Origin of the sequence: Xanthomonas sp. AM6, from assembly GCF_025665335.1 — a bacterium.
Classification (GTDB): Bacteria; Pseudomonadota; Gammaproteobacteria; order Xanthomonadales; family Xanthomonadaceae; genus Xanthomonas_A.
Map to the genome: position 1 here is coordinate 4,150,735 of NZ_CP106869.1, position 12,701 is coordinate 4,163,435.

At 70.3% G+C, this 12,701-nt stretch carries 10 protein-coding genes; all 10 read left to right on the plus strand.

What is annotated here, in order from left to right; genetic code table 11:
- The first annotated feature begins 2 nt into the window (after positions 1-2).
- On the plus strand, positions 3-728 hold the full coding sequence (locus OCJ37_RS17710) for an ABC transporter ATP-binding protein (protein ID WP_263111006.1): 726 nt from the start codon (positions 3-5) through the stop codon (positions 726-728).
- A gap of 82 nt (positions 729-810) precedes the next feature.
- The gene (locus OCJ37_RS17715) at positions 811-2,109 is read left to right on the plus strand and encodes an ABC transporter permease (protein ID WP_263111007.1); all 1,299 of its coding nucleotides are present in this window, start codon (positions 811-813) and stop codon (positions 2,107-2,109) included.
- A gap of 61 nt (positions 2,110-2,170) precedes the next feature.
- Positions 2,171-3,397 carry an ABC transporter permease gene (locus OCJ37_RS17720; protein WP_263111008.1) on the plus strand — a complete coding sequence of 409 codons (1,227 nt, stop codon included), beginning with the start codon at positions 2,171-2,173 and terminating at the stop codon, positions 3,395-3,397.
- Between the two features lie 49 nt (positions 3,398-3,446).
- A complete protein-coding gene (locus tag OCJ37_RS17725) occupies positions 3,447-4,748 on the plus strand; it encodes an ABC transporter permease (protein WP_263111009.1) in 1,302 nt (433 codons plus the stop codon).
- Between the two features lie 37 nt (positions 4,749-4,785).
- Positions 4,786-6,012, plus strand: a complete 1,227-nt coding sequence (locus tag OCJ37_RS17730) for an ABC transporter permease (protein ID WP_263111010.1) — start codon at positions 4,786-4,788, stop codon at positions 6,010-6,012.
- A 36-nt stretch (positions 6,013-6,048) separates the two neighbouring features.
- A complete protein-coding gene (locus OCJ37_RS17735; protein WP_263111011.1) occupies positions 6,049-7,377 on the plus strand; it encodes an ABC transporter permease in 1,329 nt (442 codons plus the stop codon).
- Between the two features lies 1 nt (position 7,378).
- Complete coding sequence (locus tag OCJ37_RS17740; protein ID WP_263111012.1) at positions 7,379-8,611, plus strand: ABC transporter permease; 1,233 nt, start codon at positions 7,379-7,381, stop codon at positions 8,609-8,611.
- Between the two features lie 16 nt (positions 8,612-8,627).
- Positions 8,628-9,800, plus strand: coding sequence for an ABC transporter permease (locus OCJ37_RS17745; protein WP_263111013.1), 1,173 nt, complete (start codon positions 8,628-8,630; stop codon positions 9,798-9,800).
- A gap of 156 nt (positions 9,801-9,956) precedes the next feature.
- Positions 9,957-11,294 (plus strand): sigma-54-dependent transcriptional regulator, encoded by a 1,338-nt coding sequence (locus tag OCJ37_RS17750; RefSeq protein ID WP_263111014.1) that lies wholly within the window; start codon positions 9,957-9,959, stop codon positions 11,292-11,294.
- A complete protein-coding gene (locus OCJ37_RS17755; protein WP_263111015.1) occupies positions 11,291-12,646 on the plus strand; it encodes a sensor histidine kinase in 1,356 nt (451 codons plus the stop codon). The genes OCJ37_RS17750 and OCJ37_RS17755 overlap by 4 nt, the downstream gene beginning before the upstream one ends.
- Positions 12,647-12,701: the final 55 nt, after the last annotated feature.

Here is a 12,701-nt window from a genome sequence, read left to right on the forward strand (position 1 = left end):
TCATGCTCGAAATGCGCTCCGTTTCCAAGGTCTTCCGTACCGAACAGGTCGAGACGCACGCGTTGCGCTCGCTGGACCTGCATGTGCGCGAGGGCGAATTCGTCGCCGTCACCGGGCCGTCCGGCTCCGGCAAGACCACCTTCCTCAACATCGCCGGGCTGCTGGAAACCTTCACCAGCGGCCAGTACGTGCTCGACGGCCAGGACGTCAGCAACCTCAACGACGACGCGCGCTCGCGCATGCGCAACCAGAAGATCGGCTTCATCTTCCAGGGCTTCAACCTGATCCCCGACCTCAACCTGTTCGACAACGTCGACGTGCCGCTGCGCTACCGCGGCATGGCCGCGGCCGAGCGCAAGCAGCGCATCGAGGACGCGCTGGGCCGGGTCGGGCTGGGCTCGCGCATGAAGCACTATCCGTCCGAACTGTCCGGCGGCCAGCAGCAGCGCGCGGCGATCGCGCGCGCGCTGGCCGGCAGCCCGCGCCTGCTGCTGGCCGACGAACCGACCGGCAACCTCGACTCGCAGATGGCGCGCGGGGTGATGGAACTGCTGGAGGAAATCAACGCGCAGGGCTCGACCATCGTCATGGTCACCCACGACCCGGAACTGGCCGCGCGCGCGCAGCGCAACGTGCACATCGTCGACGGCCAGGCCACCGACCTGCAGCGCGAACCGGTGCTGGCGCACGCTGCGATCGGCGGCGCCCAGCCCGACCTCGCGCGCTGAGCGCACGCACCGGCCCGGCGCCGCCCGCCATCGCCATTCCCACCCATCGCCACCACCCGCAGCGCCCGCCCCGGAGCCACCCATGTTCGGCTATTACTTCCGCCTCGCCTTGCGCAGCTTCCGCCGCAACAAGGTGCTCACCGCGCTGATGGTGCTGGCCATCGCGCTGGGCATCGGCGCCAGCATGACCACGCTGACCGTGTTCTACGTGCTCTCCGGCGATCCGATCCCGCAAAAGAGCGACCGCCTGTTCTACGTGCAGGTCGATGCGCTGCCGAAGGCCGGCTTCCAGCCGGGCGAGGAGCCGGACTTCCAGAACACGCGCTACGATGCCGAGGCGCTGCTGCGCGAGAAGCGCGCCAAGCGGCAGGCGCTGATGACCGGAGGCGAGGCGGCGATCGAACCGCTCAAGAGCGGCCTGAAACCGTTCAAGTCGGAAGTGCGCTTCACCTCGGCGGACTTCTTCCCGATGTTCGACACGCCGTTCCTGTACGGCCGCGGCTGGACCGGCGCGGAAGACGAGCGCCACGAGCGCGTGGCGGTCATCAGCAAGAAGCTCAACGAGAAACTCTACGATGGCGCCGACAGCGTCGGCCGCGAGCTGCGCATGGACCAGAACACGTTCCGCATCGTCGGCGTGCTGGATACGTGGGAGCCCAATCCGCGCTTCTACGACATCACCAACACCTACGGCTCGGACGAGCAGGCCTACCTGCCGTTCTCGGTCGCGATGGACCTGAAGGTGGACCGCAACGGCAGCATGAACTGCTTCGGCGACAGCGACGGCGAGCCGACCGGGCTCAACGCCCCCTGCACCTGGATCCAGTACTGGGCGGAACTGGAGAGTCCGGCACAGGTCGCCGACTACAAGGCCTACCTGGAAAACTATTCCAACCAGCAGCGCGCCGCCGGCCGCTTCCAGCGTCCGAACAACGTGCGCCTGCGCAACGTGATGCAGTGGCTGGACCACAACGAAGTGGTGCCGGGCGACGTGCGCCTGCAGCTGTGGCTGGCGATGGGGTTCCTGCTGGTGTGCCTGCTCAACACCGTCGGCCTGCTGCTGGCCAAGTTCCTGCGTCGCAGCGGCGAGATCGGCATCCGCCGCGCGCTGGGCGCCTCGCGTCGCGCCATCTTCGCGCAATGCCTGGTGGAGGCCGGCACCATCGGCCTGGCCGGCGGCATCGCCGGGCTGGGCCTGGCCATGCTCGGCCTGTGGGCCGTGCGTCAGCAGCCTACCGGCTACGCCAAGCTGGCCCACCTGGATCCCAGCATGCTCGCACTGACCTTCGCCCTGGCCCTGGTCGCCAGCCTGCTGGCGGGCCTGCTGCCGTCCTGGCGCGCGATCCAGGTCGCACCGGCGCTGCAGCTCAAATCGTCCTGACCACCACGCCCGCCGCCCGGCGGGCAGACCGCCAACGAAGGTCCCTCACAAGGTTATCGCCATGGACATCCGCCCCATCCTCTCCACCCTGCGCCGGCACAAGACCGCCGCCGCGCTGATCGTGCTCGAGATCGCGCTGGCCTGCGCGATCGTGTGCAACGCGCTGTTCCTGATCGGCAACCGCATCGAGACCCTGCACCGTCCCAGCGGCATCGTCGAATCGGAACTGGTCACGGTCTCGCTGGGCGGCATCGGCCAGCAGGTCAACGCCGCCGCGCGCACCCGCGAGGACCTGGCCGCGTTGCGCGCCGTGCCCGGCGTGCGCAGCGCGACCGTGCTCAACCAGGTGCCGTTCGTCCGTTACTCCTGGAACACCGGCCTGTCCCTGACGCCGGACCAGGAGCGGCAAACGCTCAACGCGGCGCAATACCTGGCCGAAGAAGGCACGCTGCAGACCCTGGGCCTGCGGCTGGTGGCCGGGCGCGATTTCGCCCCCGACGAGTACGTCGACTTCGAGACCGCGCAGAGCGACAAGACCGTGCGCGACAAGGGCACCGCCGTCATCCTCAACCGCGCCACCGCGGAGAAGATGTTTCCCGGCCAAAACCCCTTGGGCAAGACCGTCTATACCGGGACGACGCCGCTGCGCGTGGTCGGCGTCGCCGAGGCGTTGGCGCGTCCGAACCCGGCCAGCGGCCTGGCCGAGATCGGCTACGCGATGCTGATGCCGCTGCGCCTGAGCTACACCAACGGCCTGTACGTGGTGCGGGTCACCGACCCGGCGCGGCGCCAGGAGGTGCTCGCCTCGGCGACCGCGGCGCTGATGAAGGTGGACAGCAGCCGCCTGGTGCTGAAGCAGCAGACCTATACCGAGATCCGCGACGAGTACTTCCAGGGCGACCGCGCGATGGTGTGGCTGCTCGGCGCGGTGTGCATCGCGCTGCTGGTGGTCACCGCGCTGGGCATCGTCGGCCTGGCCAGTTTCTGGGTGCAGCAGCGCACCAAGCAGATCGGCATCCGCCGCGCGCTGGGGGCCACCCGCGGGCAGATCCTGCGTTACTTCCAGACCGAGAACTTCCTGCTGGCCAGCACCGGCATCGTGCTCGGCATGCTGCTGGCCTATGCGATCAACCAGTGGCTGATGGGCAAGTACGAGCTGCCGCGGCTGCCGCTGTACTACCTGCCGTTCGGTGCGCTGACCCTGTGGCTGCTCGGCCAGATCGCGGTGTTCGCGCCGGCGCGCCGCGCCGCGGCGGTGCCGCCGGCGGTGGCCACCCGCAGCGCGTGACGCGTCCCCTTGGCCGGCGCCATGCCGGCCCTTTTTCCCAGGATTCCCGATGCTCGGCTACTACTGCAAGCTGGCGCTGCACAGTTTCCGCCGCAACCGGCTGCTGACCACGCTGATGGTGCTCGCCATCGCGGTCGGCATCGGCGCCTCGATGACCACGCTGACCGTGTTCCACGTGCTGTCCGCCGATCCGATCCCGGACAAGAGCGCGCAGCTGTTCTACGTGGAAATGAACGTCTATCCGGACGACAAGTACGAGCCGGCCGGCGAGGAGCCGCTGCAGCTGACCCGCCGCGACGCGCAGGCGCTGTTGCGCGACAGGCGCGGCGACCGCCAGGCGATGATGTCCGCCGGCGGCGTCAACGTGGTGCCGGTCAAGGCCGAACAGACGCCGCTGGACGTCGAAGCGCGCTTCACGTCGGCCGATTTCTTCCCGATGTTCGCCGTGCCGATGCGCTACGGCCATCCCTGGAACGCCGAGGACGACGCGCGCCACGCGCGGGTGGCGGTCATCTCGCGCAAGCTCAACGCCGAGCTGTTCGGCGACGTGGACAGCGTCGGCCGCGACCTGCAGGTCGGCGACGACATGCTGCGCATCGTCGGCGTGACCGACGACTGGAGCATGAACCCGCGCTTCTACGACCTGACCAACACCGAATACGGCGACAGCGAGGACATCTTCGTCCCGTTCTCGACCTCGCGCGACCTGAAGATGGGCATGAGCGGCAGCATGGAGTGCTGGGGCAACAGCGGCGATGACCGCGACGGCGAGAACGCGCCCTGCGCGTGGATCCAGTACTGGGTCGAACTCGGCGATGCCGGCAAGCGCGCCGCCTACCGCGACTACCTGGACGGCTACGCGCGCCAGCAGCAGGATGGCGGCCGCTTCACCCATTCGGCGGACGTGCGCCTGAGCGACGTGATGACGTGGCTGGACCGCAACCACGCGGTGCCGGCCGACGTGCGCCTGCAACTGTGGCTGGCCCTGGTGTTCCTGGGCATCTGCCTGCTCAACAGCGTCGGCCTGATGCTGGCCAAGTTCCTGCGACACAGCGGCGAGATCGGCGTGCGCCGGGCGCTGGGCGCGTCGCGTCGCGCGATCTTCGCCCAGCACCTGGTGGAAGCGGCAATGATCGGCGCGGCGGGCGGTGCCGGCGGCCTGCTGCTGGCCTGGATCGGCCTGTGGCTGGTACGCCGGCAACCGGCCGCCTACGCCGCGCTGGCGCACATGGACGGCAGCATGATGCTCACCACGTTGGCGCTGGCGCTCGGCAGCAGCCTGCTGGCCGGCGCCCTGCCGGCGTGGCAGGCCATGCGCGTGCAGACCGCGCTGCAACTCAAGTCGCAATGACGCGCCACGCGCCTCCCTTCCCGCCAGGAACGCTCCCGTGCCCATCCGCCCCATCCTCTCCAGTTTGCGCAAGCACAAGATCGCCGCACTGCTCATCGTGCTGGAGATCGCCTTCAGCTGCGCCGTGGTGTGCAACGCGCTGTTCCTGATCGGCACGCGCCTGCAGAACATGCAGCGCCCGACCGGGGTGGCGGAAGCGCAGCTGGTCTACGTCAAGGTGAGCAGCGTGCTCGGCAGCGACGATGCCGCCGCGCTCACCCGCGCGGACCTGGACGCGCTGCGGCGCATTCCCGGCGTCCGCAACGCCAGCGTCATCAACCAGCCGCTGTTCGGCAGCTCGATCGGCACCAGCGGCGTTTCGCTCGGCCCGGACCAGCAACGCGCCACCTTGGCCGCCACCAACTACTTCGGCGACGCGCAGCTGCTGGACACGCTGGGACTGAAGCTGGTCGCCGGCCGCCGCTTCAACGCCGACGAATTCCTCGACCACGCACGGTTGATGGATCCCAACGACGGCGCCGTCGTGCCCTCGGTGATCCTGAGCCGGGCGCTGGCCGAACGCCTGTTCCCCGGCCAGTCGGCGATCGGCAAATCGATCTACGTGTACGGCCAGCAGCGGGTCGTGGGCGTGGTCGAACGCCTGGTGCAGCCGCGCGACTACGGCTCGGCCAGCGATTACCAGAGCACGATGCTGTTCCCGGTGAACATGCCCTACACCCGCGGCACCTACGTGCTGCGCGTGGACGATCCGGCGCGGCGCGAGGCGGTGCAGCAGCAGGCGCGCAAAGTGCTGCTGGCGCACGGCCCGCGGCGCATGATCCGCGACAAGAGGAGCGTGTCCTTCGAGCAGGCGCGCGCGACCTACTACCGCAACGACCGCGCGATGGCCTGGCTGCTGGCCGGAGTCTGCGTGATGTTGCTGCTGGTCACCGCGCTGGGCATCGTCGGCCTGGCCAGCTTCTGGGTGCAGCAGCGCACCAAGCAGATCGGCGTGCGCCGCGCGCTCGGCGCCACCCGCGGCCAGATCCTGCGCTACTTCCAGCTGGAGAATTTCCTGCTCGCCGGCGCCGGCATCGCCCTGGGCATGCTGCTGGCCTATGCCGCCAACCTGTACCTGATGAGCGCCTACGAACTGGAACGCCTGCCGCTGTGGTACCTGCCGGTGGGCGCGCTGACGCTGTGGCTGCTCGGCCAGCTCGCGGTCCTGGGCCCGGCGCGGCGCGCCACCCGCGTGCCGCCGGCGGTGGCCACGCGCAGTGCCTGACCTATCGCGAACGGAACGCAACCGAGGAGTTCCAGGATGCTGCACTACTCCCTGATGATGGCCTGGCGCAGTCTGCTGCGCACGCCGATCGCCACCGCGCTGATGGTGCTGGCGATCGGCCTGGGCATCGGCGCCAGCATGACCATGCTGACGGTGCTGCACGTGATGGCGCGCGATCCGCTGCCAGGCAAGAGCGGCGTGCTCTACACCCCGCACCTGGATCCGTTGCCGGCCGACGCTCCCGAAAACCAGGAGTGGGGCGACCCGGCGGACAACCTCACCTGGCCCGACGCCATGGCCTTGTTGCGTGCCGACCGCGCCACGCACCAGGCGGCGATGGCGGGCGGACAGACGCTGCTGTGGCCGCCGCGCGCGACCACCCCGCCGCTCGACCTGAGCGGCCGCTATGCCAGCGCGGAGTTCTTCGCCCTGTTCGGTGTGCCGCTGCAACGCGGACACGGCTGGAGCGCGAGCGACGACCAGAACCATGCCCGTGTCGTCGTGCTGAGCCACACGCTGGCCGTCACCCTGTTCGGCGCGCGCGATCCGATCGGCCAGCGGATCGCCCTCGGCGAACAACGGATCGGCTTCCAGGTGATCGGCGTGGCCGGAAAGTGGAATCCGCAGCCGTTGTTCTATGCCGATCCGAACAGCAAGGGCGGCTTCGGCCAGCAGGACGACTTCTTCCTCCCGCTGTCCACCGCGATGGAGCTGGGGCTGGACACCAGCAACAGCGTCAGCAGCTGGGAAGCGTCCAACGGCAGCGGCCAGGCGCGACTCAAGAATCCTTCCACCAGTTGGCTGCAGTTCTGGGTGCAACTGGATACGCCGCAGCAGGTGGCGGCCTACCAGCGCTTCCTCTACGACTATGCCGCAACCCAACACGCCAGCGGACGCTTCCAACGCCCGCCGCAGCGCGCCCGGCTGTATGTGTTGATGGACTGGCTGCGCCACCTGCGGATGGTGCCCGACGACGTGCGCCTACAGACGGTGCTGGCGCTGGGCTTCCTGTGGGTCTGCCTGGTCAACGTGATCGCCCTATTGCTGGCGAAGTTCCTGCGCCGCGGCAGCGAGATCGGGGTGCGCCGCGCGCTCGGCGCCCGGCGTAGCCATGTGCTGCTGCAGCTCGGCAGCGAAGCCGCGCTGATCGGGCTGCTGGGGGGCGTCCTGGGAATCGCGATCGCCGAACTGGGACTGTGGAGTGTGCGCCAGCGCCCGGACGACTATGCCAGGCTCGCGCAGATGGACCTGCCGATGCTGCTGGCCACCGTGGCGCTGGCGGTGATCGCCGCGGTGCTGGCGGGCCTGCTGCCGGCCTGGCGGGCCAGCCGGATCAACCCCGCCCTGCAGATCAAGGACGTCTGACATGAACCTGCCGATCCGGCCCATCCTCTCCAGCCTGCAGCACCACCGCCTCACCGCCGCGCTGCTGACGCTGCAGGTCGCGCTGACCTGCGCCTTCGTCGCCAACGCGGTGTTCCTGATCGGCGGGCGGATCGAGCGGCTGCGCACCCCGACCGGCCTGCCCGAGGACGAACTCGCGCTGATCTCGGTCCGTGGCCTGCAGGGCGGCGACAATGCGCAGGCCCAGCAGCAGGCCGATCTGATGGCGCTGCGCGGCATTCCCGGGGTCAAGGCGGCAGCCGCGGTCGACCAGACCCTGCCGCTGACCGGCGGTTCCCACGACTATGGCGACTGTGCCGACCAGCAAGCGCTGGAACGCGCGAGCGCGCAGCGGTCGATGGAGGTTTCCGGTTGTATCCAGGCCACCCATTACTCCGGCTCGCCCGGCTTCGTGCAGGCCATGGGCGCGCGCCTGATCGCCGGCCGCGACTTCCATGCCGACGAATACGCCGCCACCTCCCCGAGTGCGGTGATCGTCACCCGCGCGTTGGCGCAGCAGCTGTGGCCAGGCCAGGCGGCCGTCGGCAAAACGCTCTACGGCAACGGCCAGACCACCGTCGTCGGCGTCGTCGATGACCTGCTGCGACCGACCCTGCGCAGCGCAGCGGCGGATCGCCTGGTCGCCCTGTCGCCGGAACTTCCCTCGAGCAGCCAGACCCAGTATCTGCTGCGTAGCGCACCGCAGGACCGCGATCGCGTGCTGGCCGCAGCGTCCGCCGTGCTGGCCAAGGCCGGCCCGCTGCGGCTGATCCCGAGCGAAGGGCGGCGCAGTTTCGCGCAAGTGCGGCAGCGCTACTTCCAGCGCGACGCCACCATGATCGGGCTACTGCTCGCGGCGACCACGGGCTTGCTGTTCGTCACCGCCCTGGGCATCGGCGGACTGGCCAGCTTCTGGGTGCAGCAGCGCACGCGCCAGATCGGCATCCGCCGCGCCATCGGCGCGACCCGCCGCGACATCCTGGGCTACTTCCAGGCCGAGAACCTGTTGATCGTGGGCAGCGGCAGCGTGCTGGGCATGGCGCTGGCGCTGCTGCTCAACCAGGCGCTGATGCACCACTACGATCTGCCGCGCCTGCCGCTGGGCTACCTGCCGGCCGCGGCCGTGGCCTTGCTCGCGCTCGGCCAGCTCGCGGTGTTGTGGCCGGCGCAACGCGCCGCCGCAGTGCCGCCGGCGGTGGCCACGCGCAGCGCCTGAGCGAGGCGAGGCGGTCATGGATCGGTTCCTGGTCTCGCTGCGCAGGCACAAGCTGCTGGCGGCGCTGATCGTGCTGCAGATGGCGGTCAGCTATCCGGTGCTGCTCGCCCTGGGCGCGTTGGCCAGCCAGGCGCATGCGCGGATGCATGCCGCCAGCGGCATCGGCGATGACGCGCAGCTGCTGACGCTGCGCCTCAACGGTCGCGTCTCCGCCGCGGCGGCGCGGCGCGAGGCGGCGGCCGTGCGTGCGCTCCCCGGCGTGCTGCACGTGGCCGCGATCAATCAGCTGCCGTTCGGACCGGAGCGATGGGGCACCCTGCTGGGCCCACGCGCCGACGGCAGCGGCGGGCAGTTCCTGGTCACCACCTACCTCGGCGATCCCGGCCTGCTGCAGGCGATGGGCCTGCGCCTGCAGCGCGGCCGCGACTTCGCCAGCGACGAGTATCGCAACCTCGCATCGCCCAACGCGCTGCATCTGGCGCAGCGGGTGATCCTGACCCGGACGCTGGCGGCGCGGATGTTCCCGGGTCGCGACGCGCTGGGGCAGGCGGTGTATCTGGGCGGCGCGCCGCCGGCGCGGGTGGTCGGCATCGTCGAGCGGTTGCGCGCGCCGGGCGATGGCGACGGGGACAGCGTCATCCTGCCGTTGCGCTTGCCCGATGACGGCAACGCGCTCTACGTGCTGCGGGTCGCGCCCGGCGATCCGGCGCGGGTCCGCGCGCGGCTGGCGGCGGATGCGGAACGGATCGCGCCGGGGCGGCTGCACGAGGTGAGCAGCGCCGGCGAACTGCGCTTGCGGTACCAGCGCGTGCATCGCCATCGGCTGATGCTGCTTGCCGCGGGCGCTGCGCTGTGGCTGTTCGGCACGCTGGCGACGGTCTACGCCATCAGCGACGCCATGGTCGGCCAACGCTCCCGGCAGATCGCGCTGCGGCGTGCGCTGGGCGCGCGCGCGGCGCAGATCCGCGGCCACCTGCGCCGCGAAAACCTGTTGCTGTGCGGCCTGGGCATCGCCATGGGCGCAGGGATCGCCGCACTGCTGCGGCGCGCCTGGCTGGATGCCGCGGCGCTGTCGCTGCCGCCGCTGTCGCCGCTGGCCACCGCCTTGCTGTTGCTCGGCGCCGGCTGGCTGGCGATGCGCGGCCCGGCCCGGCGCGCGGCGCAGCTGTCGCCTGCGGCCTGTCGGTGACGCACGTGATCGCGCCGGCGACCATGCGTTCGCGCGCGCTGCCGCGGGCCGATGCCGGCAGCCGCCGGTGCACACGACAAGCCACGCCGGGGCTGCGATGATGCCGCCTCGTCCCGCATCCGCCGGCTGCGCCCCGGCCACCCGACAAGGTTCCCGATGCCCTGCATCCTGATCATCGACGACAACCCCGCCGTCGCCACCGCACTGGAAGTGCTGTTCTCCCTGCACGACATCGAGACGGTGCATGCGGACAGCCCCGATGCCGGACTGCGGCGCCTGGCCGAGGGCGACATCGACCTGGTGCTGCAGGACATGAACTTCACCGCCGACACCACGTCCGGCGAGGAAGGCGTGGCGCTGTTCGATGCGATCCGCGCGCGCCATCCGGACCTGCCGGTGATCCTGCTGACCGCCTGGACCCAGCTCAGCAGCGCGGTGGAACTGGTCAAGGCCGGCGCCGCCGACTACCTGGCCAAGCCCTGGGACGACCGCAAGCTGCTGACCACGGTCAACAACCTGCTGGAACTGTCCGAGGCGCGCCGCGAACTGGAGCGGCGCCGCGACGGCGAACGCCGCCATCGCCAGCAGCTGGCGCAGCGCTACGAGCTGCGCGGCGCGGTGTTCGCCGACCCGGCCAGCGAGCGCGCCATCGCCCTGGCCTGCCAGGTCGCGCGTTCGGAACTGCCTGTGCTGATCACCGGCCCCAACGGCAGCGGCAAGGAGAAGATCGCCGAGATCATCCAGGCCAACTCGCCGATGCGGCAGGGCCCGTTCGTGGCGCTGAACTGCGGCGCGATTCCGGCCGAGCTGATCGAAGCCGAACTGTTCGGCGCCGAGGCCGGCGCCTACACCGGCGCCAACAAGGTCCGCGAAGGCAAGTTCGAGGCCGCCGACGGCGGCACCCTGTTCCTGGACGAGATCGGCAACCTGTCGCTGGCCGGGCAGATGAAGCTGCTGCGCGTGCTGGAAACCGGGCGCTTCGAGCGGCTGGGCTCCAACCGCGAGCGCCAGGTCAAGGTGCGGGTGATCAGCGCCACCAACGCCGACCTGGTCGCGATGATCCGCGACGGCACGTTCCGCGAGGACCTGTACTACCGGCTCAACGCGGTGGAGCTGTCGCTGCCGGCGCTGGCCGACCGGCCCGGCGACATCCTGCCGCTGGCCGAGCACTTCCTGTCCGGCGCCAAGCCGCTGTCGGCCGGCGCCGCGCAGGCGCTGCAGCGGCATGCCTGGCCGGGCAACGTGCGCGAGCTGCGCAACGTGATCCAGCGCGCCGAACTGCTGGCCGGCGGCCGCCAGATCGAGGCCGCCGACCTCAACCTGCCCAAGCCCGCGCCGCAGCGCCCCGCCGCCGGCGCCGAGCCGGACCGCGAGCGCATCGTCGCGGTGCTGGGCCGCGCCAACGGCGTCATCGCCCAGGCCGCCGCCGAACTGGGCATGAGCCGGCAGGCGCTGTACCGGCGCATGGACCGCTACGGAATCCCGCGCGAATGAAATTGCGCCGCTCCTTCACCGTCGACCTGTTCCTGCGCCTGCTGCCGGTGCTGGCGCTGGCCGCGGCGATGCCGTGGCTGCTGGCGTACTGGATGGACCGCGGCTGGGAAGTGGTGACGCTGTCGGCGCTGCTGCTGCTGGCGCTGATGTGGTGGACGCTGCGCCGCGCCACCGCGCCGATGCGCTCGCTGTTCCGCGCCCTGGCCGGCACCGTCAGCAGCTACCGCGACGGTGAATACAACTTCGGCGTGCACTGGCGCGGCGACGACGAACTGGGCGAGATGGTCGCCGCGCACCAGCTGCTGGGCGAGATCCTGCGCGAGCAGCGCCAGGGCCTGGCGCAGCGCGAACTGATGCTCGACACCATGGTGCAGAACACGCCGGTGGCGATGCTGCTGACCTCCGCCGGCGGCGACGGCCTGCGCCGCGTGGTGTTCTCCAACCTGGCCGCGCGCAAGCTGCTGCACGGCGGCTGGAAGCTGGAAGGCCAGCGCCTGGACGACCTGCTGCTGAGCATGCCGCCGGCGCTGCGCGAGGCGGTGGCGCGCGGAGGCGACAGCCTGTTCACCATCGAGGGCGACGACGCCGACCCGGAAGAAGAGCAGGTCTACCACCTGTCGCGGCGCCGCTTCCATCTCAATGGCCGCCCGCACGAACTGCTGCTGATCCGCCTGCTCACCGCCGAACTGCGGCGCCAGGAAGTGCATACCTGGAAGAAGGTGATCCGGGTCATCAGCCACGAGTTGAACAACTCGCTGGCGCCGATCGCCTCGCTGGCGCATTCCGGCGCCGAGCTGGTGCGGCGGCAGAAGGTGGAGCGGCTGGAGGAAGTCTTCGGCACCATCGAGGAGCGCGCGCGGCACCTGGAAGGCTTCATCCGCGGCTATGCGCGCTTCGCCAAGCTGCCGCAGCCGCAGTTGCAGACCGTGCACTGGGCGCAGTTCCTCGGCGGCCTGCAGCAACAGATCCCGTTCGCGCTGGAGCTGGAGGCGCCGGACCTGCACAGCCGGGTCGATCCGGCGCAACTGCAGCAGGCGCTGCTCAACCTGGTCAAGAACGCGCACGAATCCAGTCCCGAACACCAGGCACCGGCCGACGGCGTGCGCATCCGCGTCTCCACCCGTCCCGACTGGCTGCGCATCGAGGTGCTGGACCGCGGCAGCGGCATGAACGAGGCGGTGCTGCAGAACGCGCTGATGCCGTTCTATTCGACCAAGCGCAACGGCACTGGCCTGGGCCTGGCGCTGACCCGCGAGATCGTCGAAGCGCACGGCGGCCGCCTGTCGCTGCAGAACCGCGAGGAAGGCGGACTGTGCGTGGCGGTGCAGCTGCCGTTGGTGTCGGGAAGTTAGCGCCTTACGCGTCTGTAGGAGCGGCTTCAGCCGCGACAGGCGTCCCCAGTAGCGC

What these genes read in the sequence shown, in the direction of transcription:
- OCJ37_RS17740 (WP_263111012.1), top strand. Translation starts at nt 7,379, where the DNA reads ATGAACCTGCCGATCCGGCCCATCCTCTCCAGCCTGCAGCACCACCGC.
- OCJ37_RS17720 (WP_263111008.1), top strand. Translation starts at nt 2,171, where the DNA reads ATGGACATCCGCCCCATCCTCTCCACCCTGCGCCGGCACAAGACCGCC.
- OCJ37_RS17750 (WP_263111014.1), top strand. Translation starts at nt 9,957, where the DNA reads ATGCCCTGCATCCTGATCATCGACGACAACCCCGCCGTCGCCACCGCA.
- OCJ37_RS17715 (WP_263111007.1), top strand. Translation starts at nt 811, where the DNA reads ATGTTCGGCTATTACTTCCGCCTCGCCTTGCGCAGCTTCCGCCGCAAC.
- OCJ37_RS17710 (WP_263111006.1), top strand. Translation starts at nt 3, where the DNA reads ATGCTCGAAATGCGCTCCGTTTCCAAGGTCTTCCGTACCGAACAGGTC.
- OCJ37_RS17725 (WP_263111009.1), top strand. Translation starts at nt 3,447, where the DNA reads ATGCTCGGCTACTACTGCAAGCTGGCGCTGCACAGTTTCCGCCGCAAC.
- OCJ37_RS17735 (WP_263111011.1), top strand. Translation starts at nt 6,049, where the DNA reads ATGCTGCACTACTCCCTGATGATGGCCTGGCGCAGTCTGCTGCGCACG.
- OCJ37_RS17755 (WP_263111015.1), top strand. Translation starts at nt 11,291, where the DNA reads ATGAAATTGCGCCGCTCCTTCACCGTCGACCTGTTCCTGCGCCTGCTG.
- OCJ37_RS17745 (WP_263111013.1), top strand. Translation starts at nt 8,628, where the DNA reads ATGGATCGGTTCCTGGTCTCGCTGCGCAGGCACAAGCTGCTGGCGGCG.